Origin of the sequence: Nocardioides nematodiphilus (assembly GCF_020216525.1) — a bacterium.
GTDB lineage: Bacteria > Actinomycetota > Actinomycetes > Propionibacteriales > Nocardioidaceae > Nocardioides > Nocardioides nematodiphilus.
Window position 1 is genome coordinate 93,387 of sequence record NZ_JAIWOY010000005.1, and the last position, 20,728, is coordinate 114,114.

General features: G+C 72.1%; 15 protein-coding genes, 2 tRNA genes and 1 other RNA gene. 10 read left to right on the top strand and 8 right to left on the bottom strand.

The genetic code is table 11. The annotated features are described in order from the left end of the window. The first annotated feature begins 12 nt into the window (after positions 1-12). The 5 genes from KSO98_RS10375 to KSO98_RS10395 all read left to right on the top strand — a co-directional run bounded on the left by KSO98_RS10375 (position 13) and on the right by KSO98_RS10395 (position 6,106). Positions 13-3,108, top strand: coding sequence for a glycosyl hydrolase (locus KSO98_RS10375; RefSeq protein WP_225285443.1), 3,096 nt, complete (start codon positions 13-15; stop codon positions 3,106-3,108). Between the two features lie 28 nt (positions 3,109-3,136). Further along, positions 3,137-3,892, top strand: coding sequence for a (Fe-S)-binding protein (locus KSO98_RS10380; RefSeq protein ID WP_225285445.1), 756 nt, complete (start codon positions 3,137-3,139; stop codon positions 3,890-3,892). Beyond that, on the top strand, positions 3,889-5,352 hold the full coding sequence (locus KSO98_RS10385) for a lactate utilization protein B (RefSeq protein WP_225285447.1): 1,464 nt from the start codon (positions 3,889-3,891) through the stop codon (positions 5,350-5,352). Before KSO98_RS10380 ends, KSO98_RS10385 begins: the two co-directional genes overlap by 4 nt. After that, positions 5,349-5,975 carry a LutC/YkgG family protein gene (locus KSO98_RS10390; RefSeq protein WP_225285449.1) on the top strand — a complete coding sequence of 209 codons (627 nt, stop codon included), beginning with the start codon at positions 5,349-5,351 and terminating at the stop codon, positions 5,973-5,975. The genes KSO98_RS10385 and KSO98_RS10390 overlap by 4 nt, the downstream gene beginning before the upstream one ends. Positions 5,976-6,018: 43 nt before the next feature. Next, positions 6,019-6,106 (top strand) — tRNA-Ser (locus tag KSO98_RS10395). 65 nt (positions 6,107-6,171) lie between these two features. Here KSO98_RS10395 and cls read toward each other — a convergent pair. After that, positions 6,172-7,629 (bottom strand): cardiolipin synthase, encoded by a 1,458-nt coding sequence (gene cls, locus KSO98_RS10400; RefSeq protein WP_225285450.1) that lies wholly within the window; start codon positions 7,627-7,629, stop codon positions 6,172-6,174. Positions 7,630-7,745: 116 nt separating this feature from the next. Here cls and KSO98_RS10405 point away from each other — a divergent pair, with 116 nt between their 5' ends. Further along, positions 7,746-9,296, top strand: coding sequence for an EAL domain-containing protein (locus KSO98_RS10405; RefSeq protein WP_225285451.1), 1,551 nt, complete (start codon positions 7,746-7,748; stop codon positions 9,294-9,296). A gap of 13 nt (positions 9,297-9,309) precedes the next feature. Here KSO98_RS10405 and KSO98_RS10410 read toward each other — a convergent pair whose 3' ends face one another. From KSO98_RS10410 to KSO98_RS10425, 4 genes are read right to left on the bottom strand one after another with little or no spacing between them, the layout of a single operon-like run. Beyond that, positions 9,310-10,167, bottom strand: a complete 858-nt coding sequence (locus KSO98_RS10410) for a fructosamine kinase family protein (RefSeq protein WP_225285453.1) — start codon at positions 10,165-10,167, stop codon at positions 9,310-9,312. Beyond that, entirely contained in the window at positions 10,164-10,667 is a 504-nt protein-coding gene (locus KSO98_RS10415; RefSeq protein ID WP_225285454.1) for a low molecular weight protein-tyrosine-phosphatase, read from the bottom strand. Before KSO98_RS10415 ends, KSO98_RS10410 begins: the two co-directional genes overlap by 4 nt. Continuing rightward, a complete protein-coding gene (locus tag KSO98_RS10420; RefSeq protein WP_225285455.1) occupies positions 10,667-11,053 on the bottom strand; it encodes a phage holin family protein in 387 nt (128 codons plus the stop codon). The genes KSO98_RS10415 and KSO98_RS10420 overlap by 1 nt, the downstream gene beginning before the upstream one ends. A 29-nt stretch (positions 11,054-11,082) precedes the next feature. Next, complete coding sequence (locus KSO98_RS10425) at positions 11,083-12,795, bottom strand: putative bifunctional diguanylate cyclase/phosphodiesterase (RefSeq protein ID WP_225285456.1); 1,713 nt, start codon at positions 12,793-12,795, stop codon at positions 11,083-11,085. 98 nt (positions 12,796-12,893) lie between these two features. On the opposite strand from KSO98_RS10425, the gene KSO98_RS10430 reads away from it, so the two are divergent. Further along, the gene (locus KSO98_RS10430) at positions 12,894-13,871 is read left to right on the top strand and encodes a glutathione S-transferase family protein (protein ID WP_225285457.1); all 978 of its coding nucleotides are present in this window, start codon (positions 12,894-12,896) and stop codon (positions 13,869-13,871) included. A 48-nt stretch (positions 13,872-13,919) separates the two neighbouring features. Here the strand turns inward: KSO98_RS10430 and KSO98_RS10435 are convergent. Further along, positions 13,920-14,007, bottom strand: a tRNA-Ser gene (locus KSO98_RS10435). Between the two features lie 73 nt (positions 14,008-14,080). Here KSO98_RS10435 and KSO98_RS10440 point away from each other — a divergent pair. Continuing rightward, on the top strand, positions 14,081-14,425 hold the full coding sequence (locus KSO98_RS10440) for a hypothetical protein (protein ID WP_225284412.1): 345 nt from the start codon (positions 14,081-14,083) through the stop codon (positions 14,423-14,425). Positions 14,426-14,470: 45 nt separating this feature from the next. Continuing rightward, an RNA gene (gene ffs, locus KSO98_RS10445) (signal recognition particle sRNA small type) lies at positions 14,471-14,560 on the top strand. Between the two features lie 25 nt (positions 14,561-14,585). On the opposite strand, the gene KSO98_RS10450 is transcribed toward ffs, so the two are convergent. After that, positions 14,586-15,737, bottom strand: a complete 1,152-nt coding sequence (locus KSO98_RS10450) for a benzoate/H(+) symporter BenE family transporter (protein WP_263642628.1) — start codon at positions 15,735-15,737, stop codon at positions 14,586-14,588. 27 nt (positions 15,738-15,764) lie between these two features. Between KSO98_RS10450 and KSO98_RS10455 the strand changes: the two genes are divergently transcribed. Continuing rightward, on the top strand, positions 15,765-16,301 hold the full coding sequence (locus tag KSO98_RS10455) for an XRE family transcriptional regulator (RefSeq protein ID WP_225285459.1): 537 nt from the start codon (positions 15,765-15,767) through the stop codon (positions 16,299-16,301). 344 nt (positions 16,302-16,645) lie between these two features. On the opposite strand, the gene KSO98_RS10460 is transcribed toward KSO98_RS10455, so the two are convergent. Then, positions 16,646-20,605, bottom strand: coding sequence for a (Fe-S)-binding protein (locus tag KSO98_RS10460; RefSeq protein ID WP_225285461.1), 3,960 nt, complete (start codon positions 20,603-20,605; stop codon positions 16,646-16,648). Positions 20,606-20,728 lie beyond the last annotated feature (123 nt).

Genomic DNA, 20,728 nt, shown 5'->3' on the forward strand with positions numbered 1-20,728 from the left:
GAAGGAACCACCATGTGGGACACACCCCGCGAAGCGCGTTTGAGCCGCCGCGCCCTCTTCGGCGCGGCCGCCGCCACCCTCGGCACCGCTGCCGTCGTCGGGGCCCTCGGCACGGTGGGCGCCTCGCCCGCGGCCGCAGCCCCCGGATCGGCCGGTCTTCCGGACGACCTGGTCAAGGCCTTCCGGCGCCCGACCACGCAGAGCGCCGCCGGCTTCCGGTGGTGGTGGCCGGAGGGTCTCGTCGACCCCGCGGAGATCGCACGCGAGGTGGACGCGGTCGCCGACGCCGGCTTCGGCGCGCTCGAGGTGGCTGATGTCACGCACAGCCTCCGCGCCCGCCAGATCGACGTCGACGTGGCCCGGTACGGGTGGGGGACCGCTCCCTGGGTCGCGGGGGTGAAGGCGGCGCTGGCGCGGGCCGCGGAGCGTGAGGTGCGGATCGACATCACCGTCGGGCCGTCGTGGCCCGCGGCCGTCCCCACGATCACGCCGAACGACGACGCGGCCTCGACCGAGCTCATCCACGGCGTCGCCACCGTGCCCGCCGGGTCGACCTACGCCGACGTGGTCCCCGCTCCGGTGACGGCCCCGGCCGCGGGCGCGACCCGCGCCGAGCTGGTCACGGTCCAGGCCCACCGGGTGACCGGCTACGTGAAGGACAGCAAGGGCAACGTCACCAGCACGCTGCTCGACCCCGCCTCGTACGTGGACCTCGCCGGCGAGGTGGTGGACGGCAGGCTGACCTGGACTGCACCCGCCGACGCCTCGAACAGCACGTGGCTGCTCTTCGCGACCTGGCGGCGCGGCTCGGCCCAGCAGCCCGAGGCCGGGCCCCACACCACCCCGGTGGCCTACGTCGTCGACCACTTCGGCGCCTCGGGCGTCCAGGCGGTCATCGACCTGTGGAACGCGCGGGTGCTGGACAGCGAGATGCGCAGCCTGCTGCGTGCCGCCGGTGGCTATCTGTTCGAGGACTCCCTCGAGATCGAGACCAACGCGACGCTGTGGACCGCCGACTACCTGCAGCAGTTCCAGGCCAGCCGCGGCTACGACCTGCGCCGGTTCCTTCCGTTCGTGCTCGAGCTCAAGGGCAAGTACCTCTACGCCCTCGCGGGCACCGACCCCGCCAAGGCCGACGACCTCTCGACGAACGCGATCCGCGACGACTTCAACCAGGTCCTCTCCGACCTCTACCTCGACCACCACCTGCGTCCGCTCCAGGCCTTCGCGCGCACCCTCGACATGGGCATCCGGATCCAGCCGTACGGCCTGCAGACCGACACCATGCAGCACTCCGGGATCGTCGACGTCCCGGAGACCGAGTCCTTGGGGTTCAAGAACCTCGACGACTACCGGATCATGGCCGCGGGCCGGGACATGGCCGGTCGCACGCTGCTGTCGTGCGAGGCCATCTGCTACGCCGGCGCGGCGTACAACACCACGTGGGGCGCGAACAGCCTGAGCCCCGCCGCGCAGAACCAGGCGCTGTTCACCATCAACAGCATCTTCGCTGCGGGCGTGAACAACCTGATGATCCACGGCTTCGCCTATGCGTCCGCGCCGGGGGTCACCTGGCCCGGGTTCGCCGCCTTCTCGCCCTACTACAGCAACGCGATCGGGTACGGCGAGGCGTGGGGACCGCGGATGCCGCAGTGGCAGCACATGCCCGGCATCGCGGCCTACATCGCCCGCACCCAGCTGGTCCTGCGGACCGGCGTGCCGCGCTACGACGTCGCGTTCTGGCGCGACAAGGGCTGGGCCGGCACCGGCATCGGCCCGCAGTGGATCACCAACAACGGCACCCGCTACGGCTGGTCGCACTCCTTCATGAGCGCCTCGCTGCTGGAGTTCGACGCCGCGACGGTCCGAGGCGGGCGGCTCGCGCCGGACGGGCCGGCGTACAAGGCCCTCGTGATCGGACCCGACTCGCTGCGTGGCAACGCCGTCACGCTCGACATCGAGGGCGCCAAGAAGGTGCTCGCGCTCGGGAGGGCGGGGCTGCCGATCGTGCTCATCGGCGACTGGTCGGCGGTGACGCCGGTGGGCCGCACCGACGCCGCGGGTGTCGCCGAGATCCGCGACCTCGTGACGAGGATCGGCGCCCTGCCCACCACCCGCACCGTGCCGGAGGCCTCGGTCGGCGACGCGCTGACCGCCCTCGGCGTGGTGCGCGACGTCGAGCACCCCGACTCGACGGTGATGCACTCCCACCGTGTCATCGGCGACGTCGACCTCTACTACCTCGCCAACGCCCGGCACGCCGAGAACCGCAAGCTCGTGGGGGTCGCGCAGGACGTCTGGCTCACGGCGACCGACGACGACGCCGTCCCGTGGCTCCTCGACGCCTGGACGGGCGAGGTGACCCGGATCGCGGCGTACGAGCGCTCGGGCAAGCGCATCCGCGTCCCCGTCGACCTGGTGCCCGGGCAGTCGACGATCGTCGCGCTGGCCGCGCCCGGCGCCGGCGTCGCCCGCTCGGTGCTGCCGGTCGGGACGGCAGGGCAGTCGGTGCTGCCGCGTGGGGCCAACGCGGTGCTGCGCACGACGAGTGCCGGCACCTTCGACGTCACCCGTGCCAACGGCAGCACGGCGCGGGTGCGGGTCGCCCGGGTCCGCACGCCGATCGTGCCGACGAACTGGTCCCTCGAGCTCGAGGACTGGAAGCCGGCGAACGCGGCCGACCCGACCGACCTGGCGACCGTCAAGGAGGTCCACGCGACCGATCTCGCGTCCGTGCAGTCCTGGTCGAAGGTGGCGGGGCTGGAGGACGTCTCGGGTATCGGGCGCTACCGCACCACGATCGACCTCGGCACCGACTGGACGAGCGACGACGGCGCCACCCTGGAGCTGGGCGAGGTCAACGACACCTTCGTGGTGCGGGTCAACGGCCAGCAGCTCGCCGCGTGTGACCCGCTGGACCCGGTCGTCGACCTGGGGCACAGCCTGCTGCCCGGCACCAACGTGATCGAGGTCGAGGTGGCCTCCACGCTGCTCAACCGGCTGCGGGTGGTGACCCCTGCGGTGTACGGGGTCGCGAGCCGCCAGGCCTACGGCCTGGTCGGCCCGGTGCGAGTGGTGCCGTACGCGGAGCGGGTCATCCCGTCGTGATGCGCGAGACTCGAGTACGGAAGGAGACATGGTGAAGGTCGCTCTCATGGTCACCTGCATCAACGACGCCCTCTATCCCGAGACGGGCCGGGCGGTCGTTGCGCTGCTGCGCCGCCTCGGGGTCGACGTGGAGTTCCCGGCCGCGCAGACCTGCTGCGCCCAGCCGATGGTGAACACCGGCTACCTCGACGAGGCGGTCCCGGTGGTCCGTACGTTCGTCGACGCGTTCGCCGGCTACGACGCGATCGTCACGCCGTCGGGATCCTGCGCGGGCTCCGCACGCCACCAGCACTCCCTGGTCGCGAAGCGCTCCGGTGACGCAGCGCTGCAGAGCGCGGTCGAGGAGGTCTCGCCGCGGGTGTACGAGCTCTCCGAGTTCCTCGTCGACGTGCTCGGCGTGACCGACGTCGGCGCGTACTACCCCCACACGGTCACCTACCACCCGACGTGCCACTCGCTGCGGATGCTCGGCGTCGGGGAGCGTCCGCTCCAGCTGCTGCGCGCGGTGCGCGGCCTGACGCTGCTCGAGCTGCCCGGCGCCGACCAGTGCTGCGGCTTCGGCGGCACCTTCGCGGTGAAGAACGCCGACACCTCGATCGCGATGGGCACCGACAAGGTGCGCAGCGTCTGCGGTACGGGCGCCGAGGTGCTCACCGCCGGGGACAACTCCTGCCTGACCCACATCGGAGGACTGATGACCCGCCAGCGCGCCGGGGTGCGAGCCGTCCACCTGGCCGAGATCCTGGCCTCCACCGGGTCCGAGCCGTGGGGAGAGAGGCGATGAGCGGGACCTTCGTCGGGATGCCGAAGTTCCCGGTCGCCGCCCGCGCGGCTCTCGAGGACACGCAGCTGCGGCACAACCTGGCGCACGCCACCAGCACGATCCGCGGCAAGCGGGCGCGTCTCGTCGACGAGGTCAACGAGGTCTCGTCGTGGGAGGACCTGCGGCTGGCCGGAGCCGGGGTGAAGGAGGCCGCGCTGCTGTCCTTGGAGACCCAGCTGCTCCGGCTGGAGGAGACCCTCACGGCCAACGGGGCGATCGTGCACTGGGCGCGTGACGCCGAGGAGGCCTGCCGGATCGTCGCGACGGTGGCCACGAGCCACCAGGTCGACGAGGTGGTCAAGGTCAAGTCGATGGTCACCCAGGAGATCGGGCTCAACGAGGCGCTCGCCGCGGCCGGCATCGCCGCCTGGGAGACCGACCTCGCGGAGCTGATCGTGCAGCTCGGCGACGACCTGCCCTCCCACATCCTCGTGCCGGCGATCCACCGCAACCGCGCCGAGGTGCGCGAGATCTTCCTGCGCGCGATGAAGACGGTCGGACGCCCCGCGCCCGAGGACCTCACCGACGAGCCGGCGGTGTTGGCCGCCGCCGCCCGCGAGCACCTGCGGGAGAAGTTCCTGCGGGCGCGCGTCGGCGTCTCCGGCGCCAACTTCGCCGTCGCCGAGACCGGGACGCTGGTGGTGGTCGAGTCGGAGGGCAACGGGCGGATGTGCCTGACGCTGCCCGAGGTGCTGATCTCGGTCGTCGGGATCGAGAAGGTCGTCTCGACCTGGGACGACCTGGACCCGCTGCTCCGGCTGCTGCCGCGCTCGTCGACCGGCGAGCGGATGAACCCGTACACCTCCACCTGGTCGGGCGTGACGCCCGGCGACGGGCCGCAGGAGGTCCACGTCGTCCTGCTGGACAACGGCCGCACGCGGGCCCTGGCCGACCAGGTCGGGCGCCAGGCGCTGCGCTGCATCCGCTGCTCGGCCTGCCTCAACGTCTGCCCGGTCTACGAGCGCACCGGCGGGCACGCGTACGGGTCGGTCTACCCCGGTCCCATCGGCGCGATCCTCAACCCCCTGCTCAAGGGCTTCGGCGTGGACGAGCAGACCGACTCCCTGCCGTACGCCTCCTCGCTCTGCGGCGCCTGCTTCGAGGCCTGCCCGGTCCGGATCGACATCCCCTCGGTGCTGGTCGACCAGCGCGCGAAGGTCGTCGACGCCCATCGCGACAGCCGGGTGCCGAAGGTCGAGCAGCTCGCCTTCAAGGGCGCCGCGGTGGCGCTCTCCGATGCCCGCAGGCTCGGCTTCGGGGAGCGGTTCACCAAGGTCGGGCTGGGTGTGGCCCGCAGGCTCGGAGCCGCCGCGTGGACCTCGGCGCGCGACCTGCCGCCGGCGCCGGCCGAGTCGTTCCGGGCATGGTGGAAGCGGACCGACGGTGGTCGCGACGAGAGCACGAAGGAGAGCGGCCGATGAGCGCGCGCGACGAGATCCTCGGACGTGTCCGAGCGGCGCTGGCCGACGTCACCGAGGTGCCGGCGGCCCCGGCGGCGCCCCGGCGAAGCCCTGTCGCCGACGTCGTCGGCCTGTTCGAGGAGCGGGTCGCGGACTATCGCGCCGTCGTGGTCCGTACGACCGCGGGCGGGTTGCCCGCTGCGCTGCGGGACGCGCTCCCCGCCGGGGCGTCGGCCGTGATCCCGCCGGGTCTGGCCGGCACCCTCGGACTGAGCGGCACCGGGTTCGTGGTCGACGACGGTGAGCTGAGCGCAGCCCAGCTCGACCAGGTCGACGCGGTGATCACCGCGTCGGCCGTCGGCATCGCCGAGACCGGCACGATCGTGCTCGACCATGCTCCCGACCAGGGGCGCCGCGCGATCACGCTGGTGCCGGACACCCATGTCTGCATCGTGCGCGCCGACCAGATCGTCCTCGACGTCCCCGATGCGACGGCGCTGTTGCGAGCGGCCGTCCTCGCCGGTCGTCCCCTGACCTGGATCAGCGGGCCCTCGGCCACCAGCGACATCGAGCTCAGCCGGGTCGAGGGCGTCCACGGACCGCGCAACCTCGTGGTCGTGATCGTGGAGTCGCCCCAGGGGTGAGCCGATTTCTTCCCGGGACAGCGTCTCCGCTAACGTTCTCCGCGGTGGCGTGTCCGAGCGGCCGATGGTGCAGCACTCGAAATGCTGTGTAGGGAGACCTACCGAGGGTTCAAATCCCTCCGCCACCGCCAGTCAACCGAAGCCCGGTCCTGAACAAGGACCGGGCTTCGGTGCGTTCCGGGGCGTGCTCGGCGCCCTACTGCAGGGCGGCCGTGAGCCGCATGACGTTGTCGACGTAGCGGGCACCGGGCGAGCGGCGCAGCCACTCCGCCAGGGTCAGCTCGCGTGAGATCGCGCGGTAGTGGTCCTCGACCTCGCGCATCGCCGCCACCACGCCCTCGTCCGGGATCATCAGCGAGACCTCGTAGTTGAGCGCGAAGGAACGCATGTCCATGTTGGACGAGCCGATCACCGCGATGTCCGCGTCGATCGTGAAGTGCTTCGAGTGCAGGATGTCCGGCGAGGGATAGCGGTAGATCCGTACGCCGGCCTCGAGAAGTGCGCGATAGTACGACGCCTGCGCGCGACCGACCATGAACTGGTCCGCATCCTCGCTGACGAACAGCTCCACCGGGATCCCGCGCTGGGCCGCGGTGGTCACGGCGTACAGCAGTGACTCGTCGGGCACGAAGTAGGGCGAGGTGATCGAGATGCGCTCCGTGGCCAGGTAGAGCAGCGAGGTGAACATCCGCAGGTTGTTCTCCACCGCCAGCCCCGGCCCCGAGGGCACGACCTGGCAGGCGATCTCACCCGGCTCCCGGACGACCTGCTCGCCAGCGGTCGACGGCGCGAGGCCGTGGTCGACGTCCTCAGCGGTCTCGGCGTACCAGTCCGAGGCGAAGACCGCGTTGAGGCTGGACACGACCGGGCCCTCGACGCGCACCATCAGCTCGACCCACGACCGACCCAGTCGGCGGCTCGAGGCGCGGTGGTAGCCCGGCTCGATCAGGTTGAGGGAGCCGGTCCAGCCGACCCGGCCGTCGACGATCGCGATCTTGCGGTGGTTGCGCAGATCGGGCCGCTGGAAGCGTCCCCGCAGCAGTTGCAGCGGCAGCATCGGCTGCCACGCGATGCCACTCACTTGAAGCCGGCGCACCATCGACCGGTAGCCGCGTACCCGGAACGAGCCGACGTGGTCGAGGAGCAGGCGCACGGCGACCCCGCGCGCGGCGGCGCGCTCCATCGCCTCGAGGAGCGGCGCGCTCACCTCGTCCCAGGCGACGATGTAGAACTCCACGTGGACGTAGGACGTGGCGCGGTCCACCTCGTCGGCGATCTCCCGGATCACCTCCGCGTACCCCTCACGCATCGCGACGGTGTTGCCGTCCACGATCGGCAGCGCGCCCAAGCGCCGGTTGAGCTCGGTGACCCGCTCGACCGGGGCGGTCAGCGGCGGCTCGATGACGTTGACCTGCTGCGCGGCACGGGCCCGCATCACCTCCACCGCCGCGCCCTTGCGCTCCATCCGCCCCCGCGAGAGTGCGATCCGCCCGACGAGCAGGAAGATCGCGAAGCCGATGATCGGCTCGACCAGGATCAGCAGCAGCCACGCCATCCCGGTCGAGGGCTTGCGGTTGCCGGGGATGACGCCGAGCGCGATCAGGCGCAGACCCACCTCGACGCTGATCAGCAGCCACTCCCAGAGGGTCGTCACGTGGCGAGCATGCCAGTCCTCATCTTTGGACGCGCGTCCTATCGCCGATCCCGCAGGTGTCGGGGCTTCCGGCCGAAGGAAGAAGCACCCCTACGCAGCAGCCCCGAGGAGCCTCCATGCAGCCACGCGCGAGCCAGGCCCAGCGCCTCGCCGTGATGTGCACCGCCTCCGTGGCCTCGGTCACCGCCGGCTTCCTGCTCGGGAGCCTCGTCGGTGGCTACTCCGTCCCGGTGCCGGCGCTGGTCGTCGCGCTGCTGGCGGGCTGGTTGTGCATCGCGGCCCTGCTGGTCCTCCCGGCCACGCAGCGGTCCGAGCGCCGGGCCGGCGCCGACTCCGCGAGCCTCAGCGCGCCGGTCCGTACGACCGAGCGCGACGAGCACACCGAGGCGGGCGGCCGCCAGCGCGACGAGGTCACCGGCCTGCTGCGCTACGACGCCGAGCGCGATGACCGCTACGTCGCGGCGACCGGCGAGCTCCCGGGCTCGGTCGTCGTCGTCGAGGTCGCCGACCACGTGACCGCCTCCGCGATCGCGCCGGAGATCGCCGACCGTCTCGTCGCCGAGGCCGCCGCGCGCGTGGTGGCGACCGGATCGACGTACGGAGCAGTGGTGCGGCGCCTCGACGGACCGCGACTGCTGCTGCTCATGCCCGGCCTGGAGGAGCCGACGCTGATCGGGCTGGCGACGCTGCTGCACGACGCGGCGCTCATCGCCCGCACGCCCAGCATCGCTCTGCGTGACCCCCGTCAGCCGGTCCGGCTGGTCGCGGGTGTCGCGATCGCCGACGGCCAGACCGTCGAGGTGACCACCCTGGTCCGGGAGGCGTCCACCGTGGCGGCCCAGGGCAAGCGGCAGGGCAGCGAGGCCCCCATGGTCTTCCACGACGGCCTTCCCGGCGAGGCCCGTGAGCGTCTGGTCGTCGGGCGCGCGCTGCGCACGGCCATCGACGCCCGCACCATCGACCTCGTCTACCAGCCGCAGGTGGACCTCGTGGACGGGTCGCTGCTGGGCGTCGAGGTGCTCGCCCGGTGGCAGGACCCGGTGCTCGGTGCGATCGCACCGGACCGCTTCGTCCGGGTGGCCGCCGAGATCGGGATGAGCTGGCAGCTCGACCGGTTGATCTTCGAGAAGGCCTTCGCCCAGCTCGCCGAGTGGGACGCAGCCGGGGTCGAGGTGCCGCGCATCTTCCTCAACGTCGCACCGCAGAACATCGCCGACGGCCGTCGTGTCGGCCTGCGCGAGCTGCTGGCCTCCCACCGCCTGAGCCCGGAGCGGATCGCCGTCGAGATCGTCTACGACGGCCGCTTCAGCGCCGAGCGTGGGCGGGCCACGGTGGCCGCGTGCCGCGAGCTGGGGGTGCTGTGCACCCTCGACCACTTCGGCCACGGCGGCGCGTCGTTCGGGCAGCTCACCGAGCTGCCGGTGACCGGGATCAAGATCGACCGCTCCCTGCTCGCCGAGGACGCCGACGAGGCCACGCTGTCCGCGATCATCCGCGCGGGGACGTCACTCGGTCTCGCCGTCGGCGCCGTCGGCATCGAGACCACCGCCCAGCGCGACCGGCTCCGCGAGCTCGGCTGCGTCGCCGGTCAGGGCTACCTGTACGCCGCTCCGCTCACCCCCGACGAGCTCGTCGACTGGCTGCGCGTCCCCAACCTCGTGGCCTGACCCGCGCACCGGCTCAGAGGTAGCGGGCGGCGGTGCGCGCCGCACGCACGCCGTAGCCCCCGCCGAACAGGCAGGCGTGCACCAGCAGCGGGAAGAGCTGATGCAGCCCCACCCGGTCCTGCCAGTCGGGGGCCAGCGGGAAGGCCTCGTCGTAGGCCTCCTGGACCCGCTCGAGGTGCGGCAGCCCGAAGAGCGAGAGCATCGCCAGGTCCATCTCCCGATGGCCGCCGTACGCAGCCGGGTCGATCAGCCAGGCGTGCGCGTCGTGGGACCACAGCACGTTGCCGGTCCACAGGTCACCGTGCAGCCGCGCCGGCGGCTCCTCGGGCACCAGCTCCGCGACCCGGGCCGCGGCCCGCTCGATGGTGGCGGCGTGGGTGTCGTCGATGGTGCCGCGGTCGTGGGCGAGCTTGAGATACGGCAGCACGCGGCGGGTCATGAAGAACTCCGCCCAGGTCGGCGCGGGAGCGTTCGGCAGCGGCAGCCGGGCGACGAAGCCGTCCTCGGCGTGCCCGAACACCTCCGCGCCGGCGCGATGCGTCCTCGCCAGCTCCCGGCCCAGCTCGGCCGCCCCCTCCGCCGTCGGCCGTCCCGGGTCGATCCAGCGCAGCACGATGCAGTCGGCGTCGACCGCGAGCACCTCGGGGATCCGTACGCCGTCGGCCTCGGCCAGCCACGCCAGCGCGCGGGCCTCGCAGGGGAAGAAGGTCGCCGGGCAGTGCGGCAGCGTCTTCATCAGCGCCTGGGTGCCGTCGGCGAGGCGCAGCTTGGTCGCGGTGGCGACGTCGCCTCCCGCGACCGGTGCCGTGCTCACCACCGCACGGCCGAGCAGCTGCTCGGCGCGGTGGGCGATGGACGGCAGGCGGGTCACGACAGTCGCACCGCCTGCGGGGCCCGCGCCCGGGACGTGAGCTGGGCGACGATGACCTCGGCTGTGCGCTCGATCATGGCGAGCACCCGGGCGAAGCCGCCCGCGCCCCCGTAGTACGGGTCGGGCACCTCGCCGCGTCCCTCCGGATCCAGGTCGCGCCAGAGCATCACGCGCTCGCTCGGGCCGCCGAGGTCGGCGAGGTTCTGCTCATCCATCGCCAGCACGAGGTCGTAGCGCTCGTGCCAGGTGGGGTCCCACTGCTGCGCCCGGTGGTGGGTGGGGTCGTAGTCGTGCTCGCGCAGGATCGCCGCCGAGCGTCGGTCCATCGGATCGCCCGCGTGCCAGCCGCCGGTGCCGGCGCTGATCACCTCGACCCCGTCCAGACCCGCCTCGTCGAGCCGGGCGCGCAGGACGACCTCGGCGATCGGGCTGCGGCAGATGTTGCCGAGGCAGACCGCCGCGATGGCGTACCGGCCTTCGACGCGCGCGGCGGGAAGCATCAGTCGTCCGCCAGGAGCCTGCGGGCGAAGAAGCCGGCGATGGCGAAGACCAGCCCGCCCAGCACCGCGGAGCCGAAGCTGTCGACGTGGAACCCGATCCGGGTGGGACCGAGCAGCCACGAGGTCAGGCCGAGCATCGCGGCGTTGATGACCAGCAGGAAGAGCCCCAGCGTCAGGATGATCAGCGGCAGGCTGATCAGGGTCAGGACCGGCTTGATCACCGCGGAGACGGCGCCGAGGATGAGGGCGACCACCAGCAGCGGCAGGATCTTGTGCTTGAGCTCCTCGGAGCCGCTGCTCGGCCCGTCGAGATGGATCCCGGGGATCAGCCAGAGCACGACGGCGAGCGCCACCGCGTTGACGGCCAGCCACGACAAGAACCTCACAGCCTGATCGTGGCACGTCGGGGCAAGCCTCACACCCTCGTACGGACGCCTTCGGCGCGTCGGGCGGCCGGGACGACGCCCGTACGGGCCTGCGAGAGCCAGGTGCGCAGGTCCGCCAGCGGCATCGCCCGGCCGTAGAGCCAGCCCTGCCCGAGGCGGCAGCCCTGGGCCAGGAGGAAGTCGCGCTGGGCCTCCGTCTCGACGCCCTCGGCCACCATGCTCATGCCCAGGCCGCGGCCGATCCCGAGCATCCCGGCGACCAGCGCGGCGTCCAGGTCGGTGCCGGGGAGGCGGCCGATGAAGGTGCGGTCGATCTTGAGGGTGGAGAAGTGGTGCTCGCGCAGTCGCGCGATCGAGGAGAAGCCGGTGCCGAAGTCGTCCATCGCGATCGTGGCGCCGAGCCGGTGCAGGGCTTCCGCGTGGCTCTGGGCGAGCGCGAGCGAGGCGGTGGGCCCGGTCTCGGCCAGCTCGATCCCGAGCCGGTCGGCGGCGAGTCCGTGGTCGGCCAGCGCCTGCTCGACCTGGGACAGGAAGTGGCGGCTGGCGAAGCAGCCCGAGGTCACGTTGACCGCGACCGGCACGTCGAGCTCGCCGGCGGCGATGAGGAGCGCGTTGTCGCGGCAGGCCTGGTCCAGGACGTACGGCGCGAGGCGGGGGAGCAGCCCCGCCGCCTCGAGGGTGGTCAGGAAGGCGGCGGGCTGGAGCAGGCCGTGCACAGGGTCCTGCCAGCGCACCAGCGCCTCCAGTCCGACGACGCGGCCGGTCGCCAGCTCGACCTGCGGCTGGTAGTGCAGCACCAGCTCGTGCCGGTCGAAGGCCTCGGTGAGCCGATCGCGCAGGTCGAACTCCCGGGCCCGCTCGTCGCGCAGATCGCCGGTGAAGCGCCGGGGGGCCTCCTCGCCGGCCCGCTTGGCCTCGTACATCGCGATGTCGGCGTTGCCGACGAGCTCGTCGGCATCGATGCCGTCGCCGGGGAAGTGGCTGATGCCGATGTTGGCGCCCAGCGTGATCAGCTGGCGCCCGAGGGCGACCGGCTCCTGGGCGGCCTGGCTGAGCCGCTCGGCGACCCGCTGAGCGAGGGCCGGGCTGCCGTGCGTCTCCACGACGGCGAGGAACTCGTCGCCCCCGACCCGCGCGAGCAGGTCGTGGCCGCGGATGTGGGCGCCGAAGCGCTCGGCCATCACTCGCAGCACCTCGTCGCCGACGGCGTGGCCGAAGCGGTCGTTGACCTGCTTGAAGTTGTTGAGGTCGATGAAGAGGACCGCGATCGCGTCCTGCTCGGTCGCGTCCGCGAGCCGCGCACGGAGCCGGCTCACCGCGGTGGCGCGATTGAGCGCGCCGGTGAGGTCGTCGTACGTCGCCAGTCGGCGGACCTCCCGCTGGCGCTCGCGCTGCTCGGTGACGTCCTGGCCGATGCCGATGTAGTGGGGACGCCCCTCGTGCCGGAACTCGCCGATGCTCAGGCGCAGGGGGAAGGTGGAGCCGTCGCGGCGCCGGCCGTAGACGTCGCGCCCGATACCGATGATGGCGGGCCGGCCGGTGGTCGCGTACGCCCGTAGGTACTCGTCGTGGTGGTCGCGGTCGTGCGGAGGCATCAGCACATCGACCTTCTGCCCGAGCAGCTCGTCGGTGGCGTACCCGAAGCTCGTCGCCGCGGCCCGGTTGACGGCCCGGATGACGCCGCGGTCGTCGATGATGAGGACGCAGTCCGGCGAGGCATCGAATGCCGCGATCAGGTCCACCTGAGGATCGTAGGGAGAGAACTTGGCGGCCGTGGGATTGTTGGGGAGAAGATGGTTGAAGGTTGAATGAGGTCTAGACAGGTTGGGTGGGAGAGTCGATGAGTCAGGATCAGGTGCCGTCCTACGTCGAGCAGGGTCGCGAGTTCACCCGCGACACCCGGTACATCGATGACCGGATCACGCGCGATGCGCGGGTCCCGGAGCAGGGGCCGACCGAGGGCGTGATGTGGCCGGTCGAGCCGGGCCGCTACCGGCTCATCGCCGCGAAGGCGTGTCCGTGGGCGACGCGCACGCTGATCGTGCGCCAGCTGCTGGGGCTGGAGGACGTGATCTCCGTCGGACTGCCCGGACCGACCCACGACGCCCGCTCGTGGACGTTCGACCTCGACGAGGGCGGCGTGGACCCGGTCCTCGGCATCCACTTCCTGCGCGACGCCTACGACGCGCGCTTCCCGGACTACCCGCGCGGCGTCACGGTGCCGGCGATCGTCGACACGGCTGGCGGCCCGACGCAGGGCGCCGTCGTCACCAACGACTTCCCGTGGATCACCCACGACCTCTTCTTCGAGTGGCGCGAGCACCACCGCGCGGACGCGCCGGACCTGTGGCCGGCCGATGTCCGCGACGAGATGGAGCAGGTGATGCAGCGGATCTACACCGAGGTCAACAACGGGGTCTACCGCTGCGGCTTCGCCGGCTCGCAGGAGGCGTACGACGCCGCGTACGACCGGCTCTTCACCGCGCTGGACTGGCTCGAGGAGCGCCTCGCCGATCGGCGCTTCCTGATGGGGGAGACGCTCACCGAGGCGGATGTCCGGCTCTGGACGACCCTGGCGCGCTTCGACGCGGTCTACCACGGCCACTTCAAGTGCAACCGCAACAAGCTCAGCGAGATGCCGAACCTGTGGGGCTACGCGCGCGACCTCTACCAGTCGTTCCCGGCGTTCCGCGACAACACCGACTTCGACCAGATCAAGGCGCACTACTACCGGGTGCACGTCGACATCAACCCGTCCGGCATCGTCCCGAAGGGCCCGGACCTCTCCGGCTGGGACGTCCCGAGCGAGCGGGCCTGAGCGGTCCTCGAACGCAGAAGAGCCCCTCTTGCGAGGGGCTCTTCTGGCTGGCGGACCCGGGGGGATTCGAACCCCCGAGGGCTTGCACCCAACACGGATTCCAGCCGTGCGCCATAGGCCACTAGGCGACGGGTCCGCCGCGAACCTTACCGGCCCACACCTGTGTCGCCGAATTCAGGGCCCCGGTCACGGTGGCGTACAACAGGGATGTGGAGACCCTGCCTGCCGAGCCGGCCAAGAAGCGGCCGCGCCACCTGATGGACCCGAACAACCCGGTCCGCCCGGTCAACGACAAGTCGCTGACCCACGTCCAGCGCTGGGTGCTCTCGGTGCTGGCCGTCTTCACGATCGCCCACCTGTGCGTGGGCATCGTGATCGCCGCGACCATGACCGACCAGCGCAGCGGCCAGATCGGGCTGAGCATCATCGCCGGCCTGTTCGGCGTCGGCGCCGTGATCCTCGGTCAGGGGATCCACAAGCACGACCCGCGCAACGGCTGGCTCCTGATCGGTCTGCTGCCGACCGCCGTCGGCCTCTTCCTCGTCCTGCGCTGAGCCCCGGCTTGGGGCCGCGGTAGGGCCTCGCCTAGACTTCCTCGCAACCCCCCACGTGGCGGTATCTCGCCGAATCCCCCAGGGCCGGAAGGCAGCAAGGGTAGGAGAGCTCTATCGGGTACGTGGGGGGCCTTTGCGTCTCCGGAGGCCGTGATGCCGGCTAGCGCCGGACGGTGAGCGTCAGGTGGACGGCGAGGCCGGCCAGGAGCGCCCAGAACGCGGCGCCGATGCCGGCAGCCTCGATGCCGCTGGCGGCGACGATGAAGGTCACGGCGGCGGCGATCCGCCCGTCGGGCGCCTCCATCGCGGCGGTGAGTGACGCGGCGAGCACGCTGATCAGCGCGAGTCCGGCGACGCCCACCGCCACGCCCTCCGGCGCGATCGCGACCACGGCGGTGATGGCGGCCGAGGCCAGGGCGATCGGGAGGAAGAACCAGCCGGCGGCCGCGGCGACCCGGTAGCGCTGACGCGGATCGGGGTGCGCCTCCGGCGCCGCGGCGAGGGCCGCGGTCAGCGCGGCCAGGTTGACCGCGTGACCACCTGCGAAGGCGCCCGCCACCGTGCCGACGCCCGTGGCGAGCATGCTGGGCCGCCAGGGCGCCTCGTACCCGAAGGATGCGAGGACGGCGACGCCCGGGACGTTCTGGGAGGCCATCGTGACCAGCCAGAGCGGCAGTGCGATGGTGAGCAGCGCGCTCATCGAGAAGGCGGGCGTGGTGAGGTCCACTCGCGGCAGCAGGTCGCCGTGGAGACCACCGTGTCGGCTGAGCCAGAGACCGATCGTGATCATCGCGGCCGCGAAGGCAGCCGGGACCGCGAAGCGCGGCGCGAGCCGGATCAGGGCCAGCCAGACGAGGACCGGAGGCAGCATGAGCGCCGGGTGGTCGATGACGCCGTGGACGGGCGTCAGCACGATCTCGAGGAGGACGCCGGCGAGCATGGCCTGAGCGATCGGGGTCGGGATCGCGGCGATGAGGCGGCCCAGCCGCGGCCAGAGGCCGGTCAGGATGATGAGGAGCCCGACCACGACGAACGCGCCGACCGCCGCGGCCCAGCCACCGTCGACGTGGCCGGTGCCGGCGAGCAGCGCCGCGCCGGGCGTCGACCAGACGATGAGGACGGGGATCCGGTGACGGTGGCTCAGGGCGATGGTCGCGACGCCCTGGACGACGCAGAGGGCCGCCAGGCCGGAGGCGGCCTGGGCCGGGCTCGCACCGACCGCGCGCAGCCCGGCGATCACCACCATCGCCGAACTCGCGAAGCCGACGAGCGCGACCACCGCTCCTGAGGAGGCGACATGCCATCGTTCCATAAACAGAACCATACTAGGCTCGCGCCCATGGAGGCGGAGCTGGCGGCGGCGATCGGCGCGCGCGTACGGCTCGCGCGGCAGCAGGCCGGCCTGTCCCTGAGCGCCCTCGCGGCCCGCGCGGGTGTCGGGAAGGGATCGCTCTCCGAGCTCGAGAACGGCACCCGCAACCCGACCCTCTCCACGCTCTACGCCCTCGCCGATGCGCTCGACGCCCCGCTCGCGACCTTCCTGGTCGCACCCGGGTCCTTCGTCGCCTCGCCAGGCATCGCGGCGCGGCTGCTCGACGCCCGCCGGCACGACGACGGCACCACGGTCGAGGTCTACCTGCTGAGCCTGGAGCCGGCTGCCGCCCATCGCTCCGGTGCGCACGGTCCCGGCGTCACCGAGCACCTCCTGATCACCCATGGCCGTGCCCGCGTCGGCGCGCTCGGCCGCGAGCAGACGGTGGGCGTGGGGGAGACGGCTGCCTGGGTCAGCGACGTCGAGCACGGCTACGAGGCGCTCGACGACGCCCCGGTCGAGGCGGTGCTGACGATCCGCTCGCCTGGCGCAGGCTCCGAGTAGCTGCAGGGGCAGCCGACTCGGCCCTCGCGCACGGTCGACTCGGCCCTCGCGCACGGTCGACTCGGCCCTCGGGCACCGGCGACTCGGCCGTCGCGCCTCGGTGACTCGGCCCTGAGCTGGAGGCCTCCCGCCCGCGCGGCCTCCCGTGGCGGATCACGACCGGCCGCCGCGTCGTGACGCCTCTGGGCTGGTCGAAGCTGGGGCGCGCCGGTCTCCGCGACGTCGAGGAACTGGTGAGAAGAGTTGTCGTCTGCTGCCGGCCGGGCCGACCTTCTCACCTGTATCCCGCGAAATCGAGTGGGCCCCGGCAGCGACAGCTGCCGGGGCCCACTCGTCGAGCTGCTTTACAGGTCGAACAGCGACCCGGCGCCGTGGATGTCCACATCGGTACGCGGGGTGTGAGCCTCGCCCGAGCTGGTCGGAGCCGGGGCGGCGGGAGCCGGAGCGGGCTCCGGCTCGGTCTCGGCGGCCTCGGGCGCTGCCGGGGCCTCCTCGACGCGGACCGGGGTCTCCTCGACAGCGGGAGCAGCCTCCTCGACCGACACGGCCTCAGCGGCAGCCGGAGCGGCCTCCTCGGCGTCAGGCTCGGCGTCCGGCTCGGCCGGAGTCTCGGCAACCGGAGTCGGCGCAGCCGGGGCGGGGGCAGCGGCCGGAGCGGCCGCGACGGCGCCCGACGGGGCCTCGATGTCGAAGAGCGAGGCAGCCGCCTCGATGTCGACGTCCGTGCGCGGAGCCGATGCGGTGCCCGAGCTGCTGGCGGCCGGAGCGACCGGAGCGGTCGGGGCGGCAGGCGCCGGGGCAGCCTGGGTCTCGACCGGCTCGGGCTCCGGAGCCGCCTCGGCAGGCGTCTCCTCCGCGACCGGCGCCTCGGCCGGGGCGGCTTCGGCAGCGGGCGCCGCCTCCTCGACCGGAGCCGCCGGCGCGGCAGCGGCCGGGGCCGGAGCAGCGGCGACCGAGCCGGTCGGGGCGGCGATGTCGAAGAGCGAGCCGGCAGCCTCGATGTCGACGTCCGTGTGCGGGACCGACGACGAGCCCGTCGAGACCGGCGCCGTCGTGGCCGGGATCTCGGCGGCCGGAGCAGCCTCGGCGGACTCGACCTCCGGAGCGGCCACGGCCGGAGCGGAGGTGGCGGCAGACGACGCGGCCGCAGCCGGAGCCTGGGCCGGGACGTCGAAGAGCGAGCCGCCGGCGTTCAGGTCGATCGCCGGGGCAGCAGCCTCGGCCGCTGGAGCGGCCTCCGCCTTCGGGGCCTCGGCCTTCGGCTCCGTCGTGGCGGGTGCGGGGGTCTCGGTGGCCGGCACGTCGAAGAGCGAGCCGCCGGCGTTCAGGTCGACCGCCGGGGCAGCAGCCTCGGCCGCTGGAGCGGCCTCCGCCTTCGGGGCCTCGGCCTTCGGCTCCGTCGTGGCGGGTGCGGGGGTCTCGGTGGCCGGCACGTCGAAGAGCGAGCCGCCGGCGTTCAGGTCGACCGCCGGGGCAGCAGCCTCGGCCGCTGGAGCGGCCTCCGCCTTCGGGGCCTCGGCCTTCGGCTCCGTCGTGGCGGGTGCGGGGGTCTCGGTGGCCGGCACGTCGAAGAGCGAGCCGCCGGCGTTCAGGTCGACCGCCGGGGCAGCAGCCTCGGCCGCTGGAGCAGCCTCCGCCTTCGGGGCCTCGGCCTTCGGCTCCGCCGTGGCGGGTGCCGGGGTCTCGGTGGCCGGCACGTCGAAGAGCGAGCCGCCGGCGCCCAGGTCGGCTCCTGCGGCAGGCGTGGCTGCCTCCTCCTGGGGAGCCTTCTCCTGCGGGGCGGAAGCCGCCGGGGTGTCGAACAGCGACGACGAGTCGTCGAAGAGCGAGCCACCCGAGGCGGGCGAGGCCGGTGCGGCCGGGGCCGCGGGCTCCTGGGCAGGCGTGTCGAAGAGCGACGAGCCACCCGAGGCCTTGGCCGCCGGGCCCGCGTCAGCGGTCTCGGTGATCGTGTTCTCGGTGACCGTGACGTCACCGGGGGACGGCTCGGCCTTGGTGGCGACGTCGGCAGCCTTGGCCGCCGCAGCGGCAGGCTCCTCGGTCGACTGGCCCGGGAGCAGCTTGGTGGCCTGCTCGCCCTTGACCGACGCGAGCAGCATCTGAGCCACGTCGAGGACCTCGACCGACTCGCGCGCCGTGCCGTCCGCCTGCGAGGCGGTCAGGCCGTCCGAGATCATCACGCGGCAGAACGGGCAGCCGACGGCGATCTGGTCGGCGCCGGTGCCGACGGCCTCGTCCGTACGGTTGCGGTTGATCCGCGAGCCGATCTTCTCCTCCATCCACATGCGGGCGCCGCCGGCGCCACAGCAGAAGGACTTCTCGGAGTTGCGCGGCATCTCGACGTACTCGGCGCCGGGCAGGATCTCGAGGAGCTCGCGCGGCGGCGTGTAGACGCCGTTGTGGCGACCCAGGTAGCACGGGTCGTGGTAGGTGATGGAGCGCTTGTGCGCGCCCGCGCCCTGCGCGACCGGGGTCAGCTTGCCCTCGCGCACCAGGCGGTTGAGCAGCTGCGTGTGGTGGACGACCTCGAGCTCGACGCCGAACTGCTTGTACTCGTTCTTCAGCGTGTTGAAGCAGTGCGCACAGGTGGTGACGGCCTTCTTGACCTTGAACTCCTTGAACGTCTCGACGTTCTGCTGAGCCAGGCCCTGGAAGACGAACTCGTTGCCGGCGCGGCGGGCCGGGTCACCCGTACACGTCTCGCCGTTGCCGAGGACGCCGAAGGTCACGCCGGCCATGTTGAGCAGCTCGGCGACGGCGCGGGTGGTCTTCTTCGCGCGGTCCTCGTACGCGCCGGCGCAGCCGACCCAGAAGAGCCAGTCGACGGACTCGAGCGAATCGAGATCCTCGCCCACGACCGGGACGTCGAACTCGAGGCCCTTGGCCCAGTCCATGCGCGCGTTCGGCGACATGTTCCAGGGGTTGCCCTTGTTCTCCAGGCCCTTGAACAGGCCGTTGAGCTCGGAGGGGAAGTTGGACTCGACGAGCACCTGGTAGCGCCGCATGTCCATGATGTGGTCGACGTGCTCGATGTCGACGGGGCACTGCTGGACGCAGGCGCCGCACGAGGTGCAGGACCAGAGCACGTCCTCGTCGATGACGAACGAGGGGCCGTCCGAGGGGCTCGGGTTGTAGAACCAGTCGAGCACCTGGTCGCCCTCGCCGACCGACTGGTCGGCGGTGGTCTTGCCGACCAGTGGCAGCTCGCGGCGCTCGGCGCTGCCCTCGAGGTACGGGGCGGAGGCGTACGCGTGCTCGCGCAGGCCCATGACGAGGGCCTTCGGGGAGAGCGGCTTCTCGGTGTTCCAGGCCGGGCACTGCGACTGGCAGCGGCCGCACTCGGTGCAGGTGGTGAAGTCGAGGATGCCCTTCCAGGAGAAGTCCTCGATGGTGCCGGCGCCGAGCTTCGCGTCCTCGTCGAGGTCGTCGATGTCGTCGAGTGTGATGACCTTGCCGCCGGACGTCAGCGGCTTCATCGCGCCGAGCGCGAGGGTCTTGCCGTCGGTGTCGCGGCCGGTCGACTCACGCTTGTAGAAGATGTTGAACCAGGCGGTGAAGCGGTGCCACGCCACGCCCATGGTCAGGTTGGTCGAGATCACGATCAGCCAGATCATCGCGGAGATGATCTTGAACGCGGCGATGCCGAAGACGATGTTCTCCAGCGTGCCGATGTTGTCCTCGTGCCCCGCCGGGTAGAGGTGGCTGAAGAGCTGCGAGATCGGGAAGTGGAAGCCGGTCGCGTGCTCGGCGTGCTCGCCGCCGTGCGCCAGCGCGAGGTTCTTCTCGGCGCCGCGGATGAAGAGGATCGCGCAGGACTCGAGCAGCACCATCGCCTCGACGAAGAACGCCTGCCACATGGTCGAGCCGAAGAATCGGGTCTTGCGGCCCTGGTCCTTGGGCATGTGCGTGAGGCGGTAGACGAACAGCGGGACGATGCCGAGCGTGCCGAGCAGGCCGAGGCCCTCGGCGACCCACTCGTAGCCGAACCACCGGCCGATGATCGGGATGGTCCACAGCGGGTCGAACAGCTGGAAGTAGGCCGAGCCCACCGCGGTCGACAGCATGATGAACGCCGCGAAGGCGAACCAGTGCAGGATGCCGATCCACGTCCACTGGAGCATGCGGGTGTGGAGGACCGTCTCCTTGAGCATGGCCCCGAGGCGGCGACCGGGGTTGTCGGTACGGCCGAGCGCGGGCTGTCCGACGCGGAGCACGCCGAGCATCCGTCGTACGGCGATGACCGTCAGCGTGATCGCGACGGCGCTCAACGCGAACGAGACGACGATGGCGATGGTCTGCAACATGCCGGCAGGCCTCCTTGGCTCTACTGTCCTGCGGTTCTGCGGGGCGAGGTGAGCCTAGGGGAGGCCCACCGGGGTGTGAAGCGCGGGACGCCCCACTGTGAGCCAACTCTACTTGTCGGTAAC